The following is a 15,513-nucleotide window of genomic DNA, read 5'->3' as shown; positions in this document are numbered from 1 at the left end:
CTCTCACCTTTAGAGGCAGCTTTTGCCATTGCGAACAAACGGATATTTGACGACACGCACCGTGGCGGGTCTACCACGCAGATCCACGGTGCAGTGATCACCAATCTTGACGGAGGCTGGTACACGCGCCAGCGCGATTGCCTGATTCAGCGTCGGCGAGAAACTGCCGCTGCTGATCTCACCTTCGCCAGCGCCGTTGCACATTACCTTTTGGTGATTGCGCAGTACGCCCTTGCCTTCGAGCACCAGCCCGACAAGCTGGCGTGGAACGCCCTGGGCTTTTTGTTTGTCCAGCACTTCGCGTCCGATGAACTTCCGGTCAGCTGGCTCCAGCGCCACGGTCCAGGCCAAGCCAGATTCCAGCGGCGTGGTGGTTTCGTCCATGTCAGATCCATAAAGATTCATCCCGGCTTCGAGCCGTAGCGTATCGCGTGCGCCCAATCCAATGGGTGGAACGCCGGCTTCGTTGAGCATCTGCCAGGTGAAGGGTGCAGCCTTGGCGGGAAGAATAATTTCAAAACCGTCCTCGCCGGTATAGCCGGTGGTGGCGACGAACAGTTCACCCACGGTCGCAGCGTGAAACGGTTTCAGCGCCCCGGCCGGCGCACGCAGCGCCTCGCCCAGGGCCTGATAGACCTTCGCTTTCGCATTCGGTCCCTGCACCGCGATCATGGCCAGATCGTCGCGCTGGATCACCTTGAGCCCGCCATATTCTTTCGCCGCGGCATTAACCCAGGCCATGTCCTTGTCGCGCGTGGCGGCGTTCATGACGACGCGGAACCACTGGTCGTCCATGTAATAGACGATGAGATCGTCGATCACGCCGCCCTTGGCAGTGAGCATACAACTGTACAAGGCCTTGCCTTTGGTTTTCAGCTTGTCGACGTTGTTGGCCAGCAGCAGGCGAAAGAAGTTGCGCACGTCAGCGCCCTTCACGTCCACCACGTTCATGTGCGAGACATCGAACATGCCGCAGTCTTTTCTGACCTTGTGATGTTCCTCGATCTGGGAGCCGTAGTGCAGCGGCATATCCCAGCCGCCGAAGTCCACAATCTTGGCGCCCATCTTGAAATGGCTGTCGTATAACGGTGTGCGATGTCCCATAAAGACCTATATGAAATCCAACCACAGAGGACACAAAGTTTTAAAATTTTTCATCTTTGTGTCCTCTGTGGTTAAGCTTCTTAAGAAAAATAAAAAAGGGGCGATGACTTTGGTTAAAGTCACCGCCCCTCTGTCCATTAACCTGAGAGCTTGAGCCCCTTCGGTGGATGGCGGTGCGCCATCGCTCTCCAGAGTCGACCTGTCGTTCCCGCGGTCCTTTTGCCTGAGCGATTCCTGGCGATTGCGCCTTCGGCGCCCCAAATCTCTACTTATATCGGGGTCTCTCCCGCGGGTCCGGGTCGAGGCCCGGCACTATAGCGCAGCGCCTTTGCAGCGCCAAGCAGGGACTTTTCCCGTCGATTCGACTGGCTGAGACTGCGGATACTAGTTCGTATTACCTGTGGCGTCCGGGCTACAAAGCGCGCGATAGGGGATCGATTGTTCGACGCTGAAACTGGGTACCCAACCCGAACCGCCAGGGAGACTGAGCGAACCCCACAGTCGATAGGTAATTGTCACTGGCGGCGCGTTGGGATCTGATATTTCTTTCACATCGCACGGAATATGCACGCGGATTTTCGCCGTGCCGCTGCTCTCGTTTATCGGTACTTCATCGGACGTGCCAGCATAAGGCGCCGCCACGGAGGCCGTCAGCTTGCCTGCGTTGGAGGACCTGCGATTATAAACAAGCTGCGTTTCTACAGAATTGACACCGACGCCTCCCAGCAGGCGATAGCTCTGGGCCTTGAGGGGCTTTTCCGGCGTCGCCGGTTGAAACAACTTATTGATATCAGCGGCAGTGATTTCCTTTCGATTATTGGCTGAACGACAATCCAGACTGTAAGCCGCGGGACGGGCGCCGACCTGCCCGGAGTCGAAAAAGCGCACGATGAACCGGGGATACGAGGCATGCTTGGCTGTTTCCCAGTCGACCTGATGATCGATCCGATACTGCTGGCCGGGTGCTAATTGCTGGATCGCAATGGCGGGTTGCACCGGCTCGCCTTCCGGCCGCGCCTTGGAATTCCTCTGCGCGAGCACGACTTGCAAGCGATGTGACGGGCTGGTCGCGGTCCATGCGGCGTTACCCAGATTTTTCACAACGCCGGTGATACGCACGCGGCCGGAGCCGGGCCCGGATTTCGATATCAGCGCCAGTTCGATGTCCGCCGCCGGGTCGGCGCAGGGGACCGCGCCGGGCGCGGACGAAACAGCGCCTTCAGCCACCAGGCTCAAAACAAGCAGCACCGCGGCACAGCACCCCGTTGTGGTCGACGCGTATTTCATTATTTCTGGTTTTATCCCCGGGCTGGGAACTGGTCGTGGTCGGACCGTCCCGGCGAAAACGCGGAGATATTACACGGCCAACTCGGTGGAGCAAAACCCAGAAGGATATGCGACTCGCTAGACCTGGGGGGACGATCGCCGCACCAGCATGACGACCGGGATCAGGCCCGCCAGCACCAGCGTCAGAGCCGGGAGCGCGGCGCGTTCCCACTGGCCCTCGGAGGTCATCTCGAAGATGCGCGTGGCCAGCGTGTCCCAGCCGAAGGGACGCAACAGCAGAGTCGCCGGCATCTCTTTCATAACTTCGACGAATACCAGCAGCGAGGCCGACAACAGCCCGGTGCGCAGCAGCGGGATCGACACGCGCCAGAGGATTTCCCAATTGCTGGCGCCCAGGCTGCGCGCTGCCTGCCAGAGTGACGGCTTGATGCGTTCGAAGCTGCTGTCAATCGGGCCGTGGGCCACGGCCATGAAGCGCACGCCGTAAGCGAGCAGCAGCGCCAGCAGACTGCCGGTGAGCAAGGGCCCTATGGCAACGCCGAATAATGACTGGAGCCACTGGGCGAACTGCTTATCGAGCCAGACGAATGAAACCATGATTCCGACTGCCAGCACCGAACCGGGCAGGGCATAACCAAGCGTGGCAAAACGCACGGCACCACGTACCAGCCGGTCGGGTTTGAGACGATAGGTATAAGCCAACAGCAGCGCACAGAACGTGGTGACCGCGGCGGCGGCAACGCCGAGGGAAACGGTATTGAAGAAGAATCGCAGATAACGCAGATCCAGATCCACGTGCGCGTTGCCCCATGCCCAGTGCAGCAGTTGACCTACCGGAATGATGAACGCGAGCAGCAGTATCACGGCACACGCGGCGGTGGCGTAGAACGCGCGCACGCCGACCAGACGGTAGCGCTGCTCGCGCCCGAGACGGAGCGTCACATGATAACGGGCGCGCCCGCGCAGATGCCGTTCGCCGATGAGTCCGACCGCCACAAACAGCAGCAACAACGAAGCCAGCTGCGCCGCCGCCGGTAGTGAGAATAGCCCGAGCCAGGCCTTGTAGATCGCCGTGGTGAAGGTGTCGTAATTGAATACCGCCACCGCGCCGAAATCCGCCAGCGCCTCCATCAACGCCAGCGCCACACCAGCAGCCAGCGCCGGGCGCGCCATGGGTAGCGCTACGCGCAGGAACGCCGCGCGCGGCGAGAGCCCGAGCACGCGTCCGGTTTCGAGCATGCGCCGTCCCTGCGACAGGAAGGCGGCGCGCGCGAGCATGTAAACGTAGGGATAAAATGCCAGCACCATGACGGTGACGACACCGCCGGCAGAACGGATCGGCGGGAACCAGCCGCTGCCACCGAATACCGTGCGCAAGGCGCCCTGCACCGGCCCGCTGAAATCCAGCAGCGCCACGGCCACGAACGCCAGCACGTAAGCAGGAATGGCGAGTGGCAGCATCAGCGCCCAGTCAAAAATACGCCGACCGGGAAAATCGTACACCGTCACCAGCCATGCCAGACCGGCACCCAGCAGGAACACGCCGGTACCAACCCCGAGCATCAGCACGACGGTATTCCACAGCAACTCGCCGAGGACAGTCTGGGCCAGATGCCGCCAGACGTCGCCCGCCGGCGTAAACCATGAAAGCGCGATGACCAGAATCGGCGCCGCCACGATGCCGGCGACGACGAAACTGGCCAGACGCCACAGACGGACATTGACGTTGAGCCAGTCCGAAATGCCGGTCTCGCGCTCGGGAGATGCGCGCAGGGTTTCGATACTTGTCGTCATTTCCAAAAGGATAATAGCTGTTGGTGGTGTTTGTATGCCTAATTTATCAGTTCGTCGCCCGGGCCTTCTCACCGGCGCCTAACCCATAGCCACAGACCGCTCAGGGCCAGCCCCAGGCAGGCGACGGCCGTCAAATCCACCAGCCACACACCGATTTTTCCCAGGAGCCGTCCACTATGCGTATCGGCCAGGATCCGTTCAGCGCTCAGTCCGCGTCCACGATATTGCCGGATCAACTCCGCGCGTAATGCGGGCGGCACTGGCATCGGCCTGCTCCAGTCCGCCACGGGCGAGACGATCCACCGCCACTGGGACAGCTCGGCATCGGCGGCGTAGAAACCCTTTGCGGTCTGCGCCACCAAACGCCCTTTGCGATCCACGCCGAGAGCGCGCAATCCACTCGGTACCCTTTGTGCGAGACCGAGTCGCTCAATGACAATTCCGTCCGGAGTCAGCAGCCAGATGTCGTTCTCCACCGCCGCCGCGATAGCGTGATCGAGGACAACGGCGCCGTTAAGCCGGCCGCGCATGTTTGAAAGTTCCCGTCCGTCAAAATAAATCCGCCCGTCGAGCCCGCTCAACCAGCGCCCCCCGAGCGCTATTCCCGCCGGTTCTTCCGGCGCGTGGATGCCATACCAGTCGAGCAGCCATGACGATTGGATGTAACTTTGGTTCAGCCCCAAGAGGCGACTGTGATTGAGCAGCAAACCGGATACGACGAGGAAAATCAAAAAAACGGCGGCGCCCAATCCGAGGCGACGATGCCACGCGCCGAGTGTCCGGTTCGTGATCCGATGTCGTCGCGGCGTCATGGGGACCCACGTGCCTCGCCGTCGAGGTACAGAGCCAGACGCGCGAGCCGTTCAAGTGCGCGCACCGACAGGGTGGCGCCACTGATGGCGTCGATGTGACGGTCGAGCCGCATGTCGGACTTGAGTTCCGCGCCCTCGAACTGACGCGTGAAGAAGGGATAACGCACCTCGTCACCGCGACTCTCGCGGTAGATCAGCACGCGCATGCGCTCTATTCTCCCGGCATCCACCACAATACCCGCGGTGATCGGCTCTTCCTTGCCGATTTCCTCCAGAATCCACGCGCTGCGTTTCTCGTGTTCCCAGTAGCGCAGCCGCATGGCCGGGTATTTGTGACCGAGAATACGGACGACCCTTTCCTGCATCGCATCGGTCAACCAAAGCGTCTTCGGCGCCGGCGGCTGGCCGGCGAACGCCTCTGTTAAAAAGGCATCCGGGCTCTGATAAATATCCGCCGCCCATGAGTGCGCGGCGGCAAAAAACAACATGACCGCCATGGGAAACAGGCATCGTCTCGTGGTCGATTTCACCATGCCTGCTCGCTACCAGACAAAAAACATCAAAGACCAGGCGAAAACCGTCGCGGACGATCCCGTCATAACCGCGATCCAGGAAAGCGTGCGCCGCCAACCCGCGGCTTTCACGGTGCGGATCATGCGCGCCGCCAGCCAGCCGCTCCAGCCAGCCGCCAGCACGAGCAGGCTGATGCGCGCCGGCGCCACCCATAAAAGCGCAAATCCTTCAGCGCGCAGCAATGTCACCGTAAGCATGGACAATCCGAGAAACACGCTGGTGCCCGCGAGCGGAACCAGGCTGTAGGCAAGACGCCACATCAATCCCGGCCGGCGCAGGATCGCCTGCGCGGCGCGCAACCACAGCAGGATCCAGCTTCCGACCGCGAGCGCCGTGGCGCCGATGTAGAAGAGAATCAACAGCCCGTCGAGCCAGGTGAAGACATCGTTAACCTCGGGATAATGCGTGAGCAACCACCATGGCGCGTTATCCTGCAACAAGATGAAAAAATTGCGTTCCACCAGCCATTCGGCGACGCCTTGCTTCAGCGCCACGAACCAGGGACTGGCGCTCCATTGGAACGCGCCCATGGCAATGCCCAGCACGCCATAAACGAGGAGCATCGCCTCCCAAGGCGATGCCTGCGTATCCTTCAACGAGAGGATTTCCTCATTGGGCGAGCGCGATGCGAGCTTTACCGCGCTCCGATGACCGCTGCAGCGCCCGCAGGCATGACAAGCAGCCATGGAAGAGAGATGACGGATATCGACGAGCGGTGCGCAATCCACGGCGGGCGTGCCGCGCGGCGTGCCGCGCCAGGCCTCGGGATCGGTGTGGAAGTGAACCGGCGCGAGGCGCGCGAGCAAACGGAACACGCCGTTCGCGGGACAGAGATGGCGGCACCAGACACGCTTGCCGCGACCGTAAACGAACCCCACCGCCACGGCCATGACCGTGGAACCGCCAAGGATCAGGAGTACGGCCTTCGGATACTCGTAGACGCTCACGAGTTGGCCGTAGATCGTCGTCGAGGCGAAGGCGATGAACGGCCAGCCGCCCCAGCGCATCCACCGCGGGATCGCACGCCCCAGGCCATGACGGCTCACGTATTCCGTCAATGCCCCTTCAGGACAGAAAACCCCGCACCAGACACGGCCCATGAGCATCATCGAGACCATGACGAACGGCCACCAGATTCCCCAAAACATGAACTGCGCGAACAGCGTGAGGTTGTCGTAGAGGTGCGCGGCCTGCGGCGGCAGCGGCAGGAACGCCGGGGCCAGCACCAGGGCGAGATAGAACACCACCACCGTCCACTGGATGCCGAGGATCACGCGGCGGTGACGTTGCATGGCGTCGCCCAACCCCTGCAAAAAAAGAGCGGGTGCGGAACGCATGGGCGATGCAAGCTCCATGGCTGGGGCTGTCATGCCGGCTTGAGCGCCGGCTGCCGTTGCCAACGCATCAACAACCACACGAGCGCCCAGTAGGCGCCATAGGCAAACACGAGCAACAACGCCGGCTGCGCGCGATAGCCGGTCAGCGCGGCGATCAGACCGCCCGCCCGGCTGGCGTCATCGAGAAGAAACGAGGTGTCCCACACGGGGTCCACCAGCGCAGGCAAGACGCCGGAGCCGATCAGCTTCTCCGCGCCGTTCACCAGGAGCGCGCTGGCAAGCAGCAGCAACACCGCCTCGCTGAACCGGAAAAAGACACGCCAGCTGAAATAACGGCCCCCCGCGGCAAGCAGCCAGAAGCTGAGGAGGGCCAGGCCCAACCCCGCCGCGGCCGCCGCCGCGAATTCGAGGACCGCGAAGCCGTGCCGCTCCAGCGCGATCCCGTAGAGAAACACGACCGTCTCGGCCCCCTCGCGCGCCACCGCAATGGCCGCGACGGCGAGCAGGCCGAACCAGTTCGCGCCGGCCGCCGCCCGGGCCGCGCCGGTTTCCAGTTCACGCTTGAGGTGACGCCCGTGTTGGCGCATCCACAGCACCATCTGCGTGATGAGGATGGCGGCCGCGAACACCATGCCGATCTGGAAGTATTCGAGCCCCTGGCCGGAAAGCTCGCTTTGCACGGCGAGCATCGCCCAGGCGAGCAAGCCCGCGAAGCCAAGGCCCGTGCCGATCCCACCATAGAGATAACGCAACCCCCTGCCGGTCTCGTCGTTTTTTCCGAGCCAGGCGTACAGAATGCCGATTACGAGCATGGCTTCGACGCTTTCGCGCCAGACGATGAACAATGTGTTAATCATGATGGCTCGACTCCGTCATTTGACGACGATGCGCCCCTGGGCCGTGTCCGGATGGAATTCCCCGAAGAAGCGGTACACGCCGGGCTTAAGCGGCGCGAACACGACGGAGCGCGTGACCCCGGGCGCGAGCACCGTTTCCTTGCGCAGCTCGATGCTCTCGAACTCCTCCGGCCCCGGACCTTCGTTGGTAATCACGATCTTGAAGCGCGTGCCCGACGGTGCTTCGACGGTCTCGGGGTAGAAGCGACCGTTCCGGGCCGTGAGCTTGAGCGTCAGCAACTCCTCGGCCGCCGCGACCCGCGACCCGGCCGCCAGCCACAGCGCGGTGGCGATGATGAACTGGGTGCGACGACAGATCATGGCGCGCCTCAGTTCGCCGCGCGGTGCGGCGTCGCGGGCACCACCGCGCGGTTTGCCTCCTGCGCCGCCTCGATCAACGTGGTGCCAAGAGACAGAAACGCAGCCATCGTCAAGCGCAGGCTCGTGTGGCCGATATGCAGATGCACGGTGTCGCATTCGACACACCGTTCGACCTGGCACACGGCGCAGCGGGCCAGGATTTGCCTGTCTGCAACATCGTTGTCAGCGCTCATGGGTCACCTCCCTGGGTCATGGTCAGAATGTAACTTGGGCGCGCAGGCCGATCAGGTTCATGTCCTTGGCGGCGTTACCGGCGGGACGCCGGACGTGCTGCACGTCCGGCGAAATCTCGAACTGCGCGTGAATGCGCCAGCGGTAATACAGCTCGATGAGGCGCTCGGCGCCGCTCGCCGCGTAGCCGAAGTCGGCATTGCCATCGGCGTCGGCATCGAGCGTCGGCGCGTCGCGCCGGAAATCCGCGCTCGTGCGCAATTGCCCGACGGCCACGCCCAAGGCATCGGCGCCGCGGTTCCAGTAGGACCCGCCGAATTCCGCACCGACGGTAACTGCTTGGTCGAAACGCACCTTGCCCTTGGTTTGGTGCCCGAATCGTCCGAACAGGGTCGTGGCGTCGCCGATGCGCTGATCCACGCTCAGTCCCCAGCCGGCGTGGGCCTCGGTCGTGGTAGCGGCCTCGTTGGCGTAGGGAGTGGCCTGTCCGTTGCGCCAGAAATACAAACGGTAATTGCCGTCGAGACCGCCGAAGAACTTCTGCGCCGTCTCGAGCTGCGCGATCACGAAGGGCTTCTCAAGGCTGTTGGTGAACGTGGCGCCGCTGCCCGCGCCGAAGACGCCGAGCGAGGCGTCCCAGGTGAGCGGCTTTTTCGTCTCGTTGCGGTAGGCGAGCCGCAGCCCCGGCGTGAAACCAAAGGCGTCCACGCCGACGTCGCCGCCGGCGTCGAGCAGCGGATTGTGCACGAAGGCGGTGTTGAGAAAACGCGTGGTCTCGTCGTCGGCGATGCTGTTCTGGTCGAAGAACAGAAACGGGTCCATCTTTCCGAAGTTGAAGCTGAGCTGCTCACGCGACCGCGGTTTGAAACCTCCGAGCGGCAGCGGCACATCGAGCTGATACCACGCCTGCGCGAGCAGCACCGTAGCGTCGTCATCAGGCCGCTGGCCCTGAACGCGGAAGCCCGTGGCGTTCGCGCCGCCGAAAGTCGACAGGGTGCGCGTCAGGCCATCGCCCTGGCCCATGCGGAAGTGGGCGAACAAATTGCCTTCGGCATTGCCGATCTCGCCGCCTGGCAGATTCACCGAGACGTCGGCGCGATAGTTCCACTGGGTCTCGCTGCTGCCATTGGTGGTGGCACTGCCGCCGGCATGCTGTGCGACCGTGGTGAAGGAGATGCCCGCCGTCACGCCTTCGAGCGCTTCGATCGTGCGCGCCTGCTTCTGCATCGAGAGGGTGCGGAACTCGATATCCTTCAGACGCGTGACGAGCTCCGGCTCCCGTTCGCTCACGCGTTCGCTCTCCAACGCCTTCTCGAGTTCCTCGTTCTTCTTTTCGAGCCGCTCGATGCGCTTGAGCATCTCCGCGTTCGACGGCTCGACCGCGAACACCGGAGATGCGCCGACGAGCGCGAAACCGATGGCGGCGGCGAGGACGCCACGTTGTAATACCCGCGTTTTCATCAGTACCCTCCCTTCTTGCCGATGCCGGCGAAGGTGAAGTCGTACTCGACCGTGAAGGTCTTGAACCACGGACGCACGCCCGTCAGCCGGTCGGTGTGACGCCCGAAGTGCTTGCCGGCGGCGTTCTCCGGGGCGTTCGGCGGATAAATCGTGTACTTCACGTGGTACTTGCCGGGGCCGGCGAGCTTGATGTTGTCGCCGTAGTGCGGACCGTCATTCGCCACCATGGGCATGAAATCGCCCGCGATTTTCCAGTCGGACCCGGCCTTGGCGATCTCGAATTTCACCAGCAGGTTCGGGACCCACTCGCCCTCGGCGAAACCGTTCGGGTTCTGCGCCAGCGCCCGGATGTCGGCCTCCATGTGCACGTCAGACTCCGCGGCCTTGCGCATCATGCCCTCGGGCTCCATCTCGATCGGTTGTAGATACACGGCGGCGATTTCCATGCCGTGGCGCTGCTGCGGCGTACCGATCGGATACTCCACCGCCCAGGCATGGCCGCTCAACGCGGCCAGACCCAATGCCACCCCCATGGTGATTTTGCGAATTGATGTCATCATCGTGATTCCTCCCGGAAAAGTTGGATGCTTAGAACATGTATCCGAGGCCGAGGTTGAACCCGTCATCGTTGGCCGCGCCGGACTGGCGCTGGATATCGAACTTCAGCACCACCTGCTCGTGCGGCCAGTAGTTGAAGCCGACGTCGGTCTGCCTCTTCTCGCTGTCGGTGGCGTTGCCGGCCTCGTTGTCCCATTCGTTGAAGCGCGCGAAGACGCCGAACTTCGGGGTCAACTTGAACGAGGGCTCGACGTACCAGCCGGTCTGCTCATCGCGCCCGAGCGCCTGGGGGCCGGTGCCGTCCAGGTCCCACTGCGCATACAGCGCCCGCAGCCCGAAGGGCCCGCGCGCGAACACGGCATGGGCCTCCCACAGCGTCGCCGCGCCCGACACACTGTCGGCGACCGTACCCTGGGCGATGGCATCCTGGCGCTGCACGGTGGTAGCAAGCTCGACACCCGGGGCGCCCGTCCACTTGATCCGCGCCGTCACCGCGGCGTTATTGGCGTCGGCCTTGGCCACCTTCTGACGTCCGTCGCGGACCTTGTAGGCGCTCGATCCGCTGGTCGGGACCTTGAGTCCGGAGGTCAGCGCAAGGTCATAGCCGAAGCCGGTGCCGAAGCGTCCGTTGAGTCCGAGGCCGCCTTCCCACCAGGTCGTGGGGACGATATTGGTCTCCACCGGGTTACGTTCCACGCCGTAGAAGGTCGGTGGTTCGTGGGTTTCGTTGAGGATGCCGACCGGGATCAGGAACAGACCGGCACGCGCGGTGTGCGCGTCGTTGAGATCGAAGTCGAGATAAGCCTGTTCGAGTTCCACCTCGCCCGGGCCGGAAGCGTTGCTCGTGTCCTTGACGAGCGAGTGCTCCAGTTCGAGCTCGGAGAAAAAACGTATTTGCTCGTTGAAGCGGTGGCCGAAAAACAGCACGAAACGATGGAAGTCGATCTCGTCCTTGCTGTCCAGATTGTTGTAGTGCAGCTCGCCGTAGCCGCCGATGCTGGTCGCGCCGCTACCTCCGTGCGCTGACTTCTGTTTCGCGACTTCCTGTTTCAGCTCATCGACCTCTTTGCCCATCTGTTCGACCTGCTGCTCCAGGCTGGGCGCGGCCATCGCGGGCGCACTGATCAAAACCGCGATGGTTGCGGCGGCTAATGTGCTTAGTCTGAATTTTGTCGCCTCGGCATGCGCCGATGTTGTTGCCGATTTTTTTTGATTGCAATGACTCATGGTAGCTAACCTCTCGTTGATGATGTGGATTGAGTTGGCTGGCTACCCAAGCGGCTCGCGCTTGCTGGCTGGCGGGATTTCTGGGAATCAGAACTATTTAGTCGGAATCATCTCCTCCCTTGTTGCCTGGTGCTTCAGGCGGTCAAAATAAGTTTGCCGTTGCTCGTGACCCGCAAGCAGTATTCGCGCCCGGCATGCTCGATGATCAGCTGTTCACCGTTGTTCAGCAGCTCGTTGCTGCGCACGCGCGGCGCGCGACCACCATCCGACGGGAGCGCCACCGCGCGGTCCGGTTCGGCCTTCCTGGCACGCAGCTGCTTCCCGGTTGCGTCATAGTGATTGCGCGTGGACATATTTCATTCCTACATCTGCGATTGCAAATAATTCTGAAGACCTGTCTTCTCGATCAGACCTAGCTGGGTCTCGAGCCAGTCGATGTGTTCTTCCCGTTCCTCGAGGATGTCCTCGAACAGATCGCGCGAGACATAGTCGCCGGCACGTTCGCAATGGGCGATGGCGTCCTGAAGCTGGACACGCGCGTCCGTTTCGAGCTGCAAATCGAGCCGAAGCATCTCGCCCGCATGCTCACCGATCAGCAGTTTCCCGAGGTCCTGCATATTCGGCAGTCCCTCGAGAAATAAAACGCGCTCGATAAGCTTGTCCGCGCGCTTCATCTCGCCAATGGACTCTTTGTATACGCGCTCGTTGAGCTTGCCCAAGCCCCAGTTCTTGTACATGCGGGCATGCAGGAAAAACTGGTTAATGGCCGTGAGCGCATGCACCAGCGCCCGATTCAATTGTTCGACGATCTTCACGTCACCCTTCATGGCGCGGCCTCACATCTGCGACTGCAAATAATTCTGCAACCCGGTCTTATCGATCAGCCACAGCTGTTGCTCGAGCCAGTGCGCGTGATCCGCTTCGGTGTCTTCGAGCATCTGCTCCAGTATCTCGCGCGTTTGGAAATCGCGCGCCGTCTCGCAATATGCAATCGCCCCCTTGAGCGCGCCGACCACGCTAAGCTCGAGATCGAGATCGTTCTTCAGCATGCCTGGGACGTCCTTGCCGATCCTGAGTGGCTCGCGCGCTGCAAGATTCGGCGCGCCCTTCAGAAACAGGATGCGCTTGATCAGCGCCTCGGCGTGACCGACCTCGTCGGAACGCTCATGTTCGATGCGCTCATAGAGTTTGTTGAGCCCCCAGTTTTGATACATGCGTGAGTGACAGAAATACTGATCAATGGCGGTGAGTTCACCAGCCAGAAGTTGATTGAGATGATCGATAACCTTCGCGTCGCCTTTCATATACCCTCCGCATCATGTGTATTTGTCTGCGCTTCAGCAGGAGCGTCTCCGGCTTCAAGCGGCCTTGTCATTTTCCTCGCAGGGCGCGGCGTTCAGCGTTTCCTTGAGCACGTGCTGGGCATGCTGTGCGCAACGCCCGCACTGGGACGCAACCCCCAGTTGCGAGCGAAGCTCGCGCATGGTGCAGATCCCTTCGCACGCCGCTTTGCGTATCTGGCAATCGGTGACAGCCTTGCACAAGCACACATACATATCCGTTACCCCAACCTCTGCCTTTATTTGTATCCCGCCCGGTCCATCAGCATGACGGCCTTGGCTTGCAGGCTGCCGGCCTTCGAGACATTGATGGTGTCCGGCTTGAACGTACCCCAGGCCGCGACGCCCGCGTGCGGCTTGAACTTCGGGTTGGCCGGATATTCCATGTTCTCGTCCGCAAACAGGTTCTGCGCCTTCTTCGAGGACAACCACTCGAGGAATTTCACGGCCGCCGCACGGTGCTTGGAATGCGCCGTCACCCCCGCGCCCGAGACATTGACGTGCACGCCGCGGTCCTGCTGATTGGGCCAGAACAGCGCCAGCAGGGATTCCGGTTGTTTCATCATCAATCGGCCGTAGTAATAGGTGTTGACGATGCCAACGTCGCATTGACCAGCGGCAATCGCTTCCATAAGTTTGGTATCGTCCGGGAACACATCCGTCGCCAGATTGGCGACCCAGGACTTAACGATCTCCTCCGTCTTCGCTTCGCCGTGGCGCGCGATCATCATCGCCACCAGCGACTGGTTATAGACTTTCTTCGATGTGCGCAGACACAGCCGCCCTTTCCAACTCGCGTCGCCCAACGCCTCGTAGGTAGACAGATCTGCGGGCTTCACGCGCGCTGTGCTGTACACGATGGTGCGGGCGCGTACCGACAGTCCGAACCAGCGATTGTCCGGGTCACGCAGATACGCCGGAATATTGGCTTTAAGCGTTTTTGAATTAACCTTGGCGAGTACCCCTTCCTTGGCCGCCAGCCACAGGTTGCCCGCGTCCACCGTGATCAGCATGTCCGCCGGTGTATTCTTGCCCTCGGCTTTGAGCCGCTCCAGCAAGGGGCCTTCCTTGTCCGTAATGAACTTGATCGCAGTTCCGGTCTCGGCGGTATAGGCGTCGAACAGCGGCTTGATCAACTGCTCGTTGCGCGCGGAATAGACCACCAATTCCTCCGCGGCAAATGTAACAGTAGTACTTAACAACATTACGCCGGACAGCAATACTGACTTCAGGGTACGCATGACTTTCTCCTGGATTAAGAAAATGAATTAAAAACCGGTTACTCCATGTTCAATACGGGGCTGGTCGCACGCCTGGGTACCGGCAGTTGCACAAACCCCATTTCATTTTTGCCGTGACAGATCATGCACTCATGACGCATCTGCTCGAACGCTAGTTCGAATTTTTTCCAGTCGCGCATCTTGATTGTCTCCGGCAGCATGGGAAATACCGCACCCAGGAAGCCGTCTGCAGTGGCAGCGCGTTTGGGGCTGACGACCTGCAGTTTTTCAATCAACTCCTTGAGCTCTTCCGCCTGATAAGCAGTAAATTCCCATTTGCCCTGTTTCGCGGCCCAGTAGAGATTCTGATAACGCGCACCCACCTCAATCATGATATTGGCGGCGTTGGGCAGTGCCTCGATCAGGCGCTCCAGCTTTTGCGGTGTGTCGGCGCTTTTGCGCCAGTCGGACACCGACTCCGCTGCCGTTACTCCTGAAATTCCCATCATTACCAATACTGACAGTATTCCGCGCGTCATGACCGATACCTCCGATTTTTCCGGTTGAGGTCAAATCTTTACATCGGTCGGAAGATTCACGCTTTGCGGTACGGCAAAAAAGCGCGGCCGTGGCGTTTCCAAGACCGGTATGGCACGGCGCACGGCACGGAACAACGATGCTACGGTCGGCCCGGCGAGAAAACTGTGCGGCGGTGCACGCCCTTGATCGTGTGGCAGGTTGCCCGTCATCGGAGTCCCCTTCAATTAGTAAATGAGAATCGTTATTATTTACATTTAGGCCACGATGTCAAGCCGGTGAGCCGAAAGCAAGGAAACAGGCTGAATTCAGGCATTTGGCCTGTCTGCACCCGTTCCAACAAGGAACACCTGGCTTGCACGGCTAATCGATTGCCCTGTCCTGCGGAATAAGCCTTCCCCTGGTTAACGTATCAACAATCCCTCGCGCCAGCCGCTGGTCACGGAAGTACGAAGCTTCGAACTGGCCTACCAGGGCGTTGTCAGCGGTAAATGTGTCGGGGCGGTGATGCGTGACAAATTGCTCGACAAGCTGGACAAGGACAAAAACGCTGTCAGGGTGATTTCCCGGAGTCCCGGCGTGCCAAATCAGGCGTTTTCCGCGGGGATGCGTTTCTCCACGGAAGAACAGAACAAGATTATCGACTCCCTGCTTTCAACGGAGGCGCGTAAACAGCTGCCCCAGTTTTTCAATCGCTACAGCAAAGAGAAAGATCTGCTTCCCGCCAATGACACCGAATTTCGTGACTTGATTATCCTGCTTAAGGACTCGTGGGGATTCTAGGTCGCGCGAAAACTCGAGGTGTATTCATCATC

20 protein-coding genes and 1 riboswitch are annotated in these 15,513 nt (G+C 61.0%); of the genes, 1 reads left to right on the top strand and 19 read right to left on the bottom strand.

Annotated elements, in window-relative coordinates; genetic code table 11:
- Positions 1–9: 9 nt before the first annotated feature.
- The 19 genes from gcvT to NUV55_RS03915 all read right to left on the bottom strand — a co-directional run bounded on the left by gcvT (position 10) and on the right by NUV55_RS03915 (position 14,910).
- Positions 10–1,104: a glycine cleavage system aminomethyltransferase GcvT gene (gene gcvT, locus NUV55_RS04005; RefSeq protein WP_296670602.1), complete on the bottom strand. Its 1,095-nt coding sequence runs from the start codon at positions 1,102–1,104 to the stop codon at positions 10–12.
- Between the two features lie 201 nt (positions 1,105–1,305).
- Positions 1,306–1,403: riboswitch (glycine riboswitch) on the bottom strand.
- Between the two features lie 85 nt (positions 1,404–1,488).
- Positions 1,489–2,391: a hypothetical protein gene (locus tag NUV55_RS04000; RefSeq protein WP_296670600.1), complete on the bottom strand. Its 903-nt coding sequence runs from the start codon at positions 2,389–2,391 to the stop codon at positions 1,489–1,491.
- Between the two features lie 117 nt (positions 2,392–2,508).
- Positions 2,509–4,185 (bottom strand): iron ABC transporter permease, encoded by a 1,677-nt coding sequence (locus NUV55_RS03995; RefSeq protein WP_296670599.1) that lies wholly within the window; start codon positions 4,183–4,185, stop codon positions 2,509–2,511.
- Between the two features lie 68 nt (positions 4,186–4,253).
- Positions 4,254–4,997 carry a PepSY domain-containing protein gene (locus tag NUV55_RS03990; protein WP_296670597.1) on the bottom strand — a complete coding sequence of 248 codons (744 nt, stop codon included), beginning with the start codon at positions 4,995–4,997 and terminating at the stop codon, positions 4,254–4,256.
- The gene (locus tag NUV55_RS03985; RefSeq protein ID WP_296670595.1) at positions 4,994–5,530 is read right to left on the bottom strand and encodes an FMN-binding protein; all 537 of its coding nucleotides are present in this window, start codon (positions 5,528–5,530) and stop codon (positions 4,994–4,996) included. The genes NUV55_RS03990 and NUV55_RS03985 overlap by 4 nt, the downstream gene beginning before the upstream one ends.
- Before the next feature lie 9 nt (positions 5,531–5,539).
- Positions 5,540–6,907 (bottom strand): 4Fe-4S binding protein, encoded by a 1,368-nt coding sequence (locus tag NUV55_RS03980; RefSeq protein ID WP_296670593.1) that lies wholly within the window; start codon positions 6,905–6,907, stop codon positions 5,540–5,542.
- A 29-nt stretch (positions 6,908–6,936) separates the two neighbouring features.
- The gene (locus tag NUV55_RS03975) at positions 6,937–7,764 is read right to left on the bottom strand and encodes an FTR1 family protein (protein ID WP_296670592.1); all 828 of its coding nucleotides are present in this window, start codon (positions 7,762–7,764) and stop codon (positions 6,937–6,939) included.
- A gap of 15 nt (positions 7,765–7,779) precedes the next feature.
- Positions 7,780–8,124: a cupredoxin domain-containing protein gene (locus NUV55_RS03970; RefSeq protein ID WP_296670590.1), complete on the bottom strand. Its 345-nt coding sequence runs from the start codon at positions 8,122–8,124 to the stop codon at positions 7,780–7,782.
- An 8-nt stretch (positions 8,125–8,132) separates the two neighbouring features.
- Positions 8,133–8,357 carry a hypothetical protein gene (locus NUV55_RS03965; RefSeq protein WP_296670589.1) on the bottom strand — a complete coding sequence of 75 codons (225 nt, stop codon included), beginning with the start codon at positions 8,355–8,357 and terminating at the stop codon, positions 8,133–8,135.
- Positions 8,358–8,379: 22 nt separating this feature from the next.
- Positions 8,380–9,816 (bottom strand): carbohydrate porin, encoded by a 1,437-nt coding sequence (locus tag NUV55_RS03960; RefSeq protein WP_296670587.1) that lies wholly within the window; start codon positions 9,814–9,816, stop codon positions 8,380–8,382.
- The gene (locus NUV55_RS03955) at positions 9,816–10,373 is read right to left on the bottom strand and encodes an iron transporter (RefSeq protein WP_367280347.1); all 558 of its coding nucleotides are present in this window, start codon (positions 10,371–10,373) and stop codon (positions 9,816–9,818) included. Before NUV55_RS03955 ends, NUV55_RS03960 begins: the two co-directional genes overlap by 1 nt.
- A gap of 31 nt (positions 10,374–10,404) precedes the next feature.
- Complete coding sequence (locus tag NUV55_RS03950) at positions 10,405–11,601, bottom strand: porin (protein ID WP_296670584.1); 1,197 nt, start codon at positions 11,599–11,601, stop codon at positions 10,405–10,407.
- Positions 11,602–11,735: 134 nt separating this feature from the next.
- Positions 11,736–11,954: a hemin uptake protein HemP gene (locus NUV55_RS03945; protein WP_296670582.1), complete on the bottom strand. Its 219-nt coding sequence runs from the start codon at positions 11,952–11,954 to the stop codon at positions 11,736–11,738.
- 9 nt (positions 11,955–11,963) lie between these two features.
- On the bottom strand, positions 11,964–12,428 hold the full coding sequence (gene bfr, locus NUV55_RS03940) for a bacterioferritin (protein ID WP_296670581.1): 465 nt from the start codon (positions 12,426–12,428) through the stop codon (positions 11,964–11,966).
- 9 nt (positions 12,429–12,437) lie between these two features.
- Positions 12,438–12,905, bottom strand: coding sequence for a bacterioferritin (gene bfr / locus NUV55_RS03935; protein ID WP_296670579.1), 468 nt, complete (start codon positions 12,903–12,905; stop codon positions 12,438–12,440).
- 54 nt (positions 12,906–12,959) lie between these two features.
- On the bottom strand, positions 12,960–13,157 hold the full coding sequence (locus tag NUV55_RS03930; protein ID WP_296670577.1) for a bacterioferritin-associated ferredoxin: 198 nt from the start codon (positions 13,155–13,157) through the stop codon (positions 12,960–12,962).
- A gap of 23 nt (positions 13,158–13,180) precedes the next feature.
- On the bottom strand, positions 13,181–14,146 hold the full coding sequence (locus NUV55_RS03925) for a Fe(3+) ABC transporter substrate-binding protein (protein WP_367280346.1): 966 nt from the start codon (positions 14,144–14,146) through the stop codon (positions 13,181–13,183).
- 74 nt (positions 14,147–14,220) lie between these two features.
- Complete coding sequence (locus NUV55_RS03920) at positions 14,221–14,700, bottom strand: hypothetical protein (protein WP_296670574.1); 480 nt, start codon at positions 14,698–14,700, stop codon at positions 14,221–14,223.
- A 30-nt stretch (positions 14,701–14,730) separates the two neighbouring features.
- Positions 14,731–14,910 (bottom strand): hypothetical protein, encoded by a 180-nt coding sequence (locus tag NUV55_RS03915; RefSeq protein ID WP_296670573.1) that lies wholly within the window; start codon positions 14,908–14,910, stop codon positions 14,731–14,733.
- Between the two features lie 199 nt (positions 14,911–15,109).
- On the opposite strand from NUV55_RS03915, the gene NUV55_RS03910 reads away from it, so the two are divergent.
- Positions 15,110–15,481 (top strand): PhnD/SsuA/transferrin family substrate-binding protein, encoded by a 372-nt coding sequence (locus NUV55_RS03910; RefSeq protein WP_367280345.1) that lies wholly within the window; start codon positions 15,110–15,112, stop codon positions 15,479–15,481.
- Positions 15,482–15,513 lie beyond the last annotated feature (32 nt).

The sequence above is a fragment of the Sulfuricaulis sp. genome, from assembly GCF_024653915.1.
Taxonomy (GTDB): domain Bacteria; phylum Pseudomonadota; class Gammaproteobacteria; order Acidiferrobacterales; family Sulfurifustaceae; genus Sulfuricaulis.
Note: the sequence above shows the minus strand (reverse complement) of the source record. Positions and strands in the feature narration are given on the sequence as shown.

What these genes read in the sequence shown, in the direction of transcription:
- NUV55_RS03965 (WP_296670589.1), bottom strand. Translation starts at nt 8,357, where the DNA reads ATGAGCGCTGACAACGATGTTGCAGACAGGCAAATCCTGGCCCGCTGC.
- NUV55_RS03990 (WP_296670597.1), bottom strand. Translation starts at nt 4,997, where the DNA reads ATGACGCCGCGACGACATCGGATCACGAACCGGACACTCGGCGCGTGG.
- NUV55_RS03995 (WP_296670599.1), bottom strand. Translation starts at nt 4,185, where the DNA reads ATGACGACAAGTATCGAAACCCTGCGCGCATCTCCCGAGCGCGAGACC.
- NUV55_RS03960 (WP_296670587.1), bottom strand. Translation starts at nt 9,816, where the DNA reads ATGAAAACGCGGGTATTACAACGTGGCGTCCTCGCCGCCGCCATCGGT.
- NUV55_RS03985 (WP_296670595.1), bottom strand. Translation starts at nt 5,530, where the DNA reads ATGGTGAAATCGACCACGAGACGATGCCTGTTTCCCATGGCGGTCATG.
- NUV55_RS03915 (WP_296670573.1), bottom strand. Translation starts at nt 14,910, where the DNA reads ATGACGGGCAACCTGCCACACGATCAAGGGCGTGCACCGCCGCACAGT.
- NUV55_RS03970 (WP_296670590.1), bottom strand. Translation starts at nt 8,124, where the DNA reads ATGATCTGTCGTCGCACCCAGTTCATCATCGCCACCGCGCTGTGGCTG.
- NUV55_RS03930 (WP_296670577.1), bottom strand. Translation starts at nt 13,157, where the DNA reads ATGTATGTGTGCTTGTGCAAGGCTGTCACCGATTGCCAGATACGCAAA.
- gcvT (WP_296670602.1), bottom strand. Translation starts at nt 1,104, where the DNA reads ATGGGACATCGCACACCGTTATACGACAGCCATTTCAAGATGGGCGCC.
- NUV55_RS03950 (WP_296670584.1), bottom strand. Translation starts at nt 11,601, where the DNA reads ATGAGTCATTGCAATCAAAAAAAATCGGCAACAACATCGGCGCATGCC.
- NUV55_RS04000 (WP_296670600.1), bottom strand. Translation starts at nt 2,391, where the DNA reads ATGAAATACGCGTCGACCACAACGGGGTGCTGTGCCGCGGTGCTGCTT.
- bfr (WP_296670581.1), bottom strand. Translation starts at nt 12,428, where the DNA reads ATGAAGGGTGACGTGAAGATCGTCGAACAATTGAATCGGGCGCTGGTG.
- NUV55_RS03980 (WP_296670593.1), bottom strand. Translation starts at nt 6,907, where the DNA reads ATGCGTTCCGCACCCGCTCTTTTTTTGCAGGGGTTGGGCGACGCCATG.
- NUV55_RS03955 (WP_367280347.1), bottom strand. Translation starts at nt 10,373, where the DNA reads ATGACATCAATTCGCAAAATCACCATGGGGGTGGCATTGGGTCTGGCC.
- NUV55_RS03945 (WP_296670582.1), bottom strand. Translation starts at nt 11,954, where the DNA reads ATGTCCACGCGCAATCACTATGACGCAACCGGGAAGCAGCTGCGTGCC.
- NUV55_RS03925 (WP_367280346.1), bottom strand. Translation starts at nt 14,146, where the DNA reads ATGTTGTTAAGTACTACTGTTACATTTGCCGCGGAGGAATTGGTGGTC.
- NUV55_RS03975 (WP_296670592.1), bottom strand. Translation starts at nt 7,764, where the DNA reads ATGATTAACACATTGTTCATCGTCTGGCGCGAAAGCGTCGAAGCCATG.
- NUV55_RS03920 (WP_296670574.1), bottom strand. Translation starts at nt 14,700, where the DNA reads ATGACGCGCGGAATACTGTCAGTATTGGTAATGATGGGAATTTCAGGA.
- bfr (WP_296670579.1), bottom strand. Translation starts at nt 12,905, where the DNA reads ATGAAAGGCGACGCGAAGGTTATCGATCATCTCAATCAACTTCTGGCT.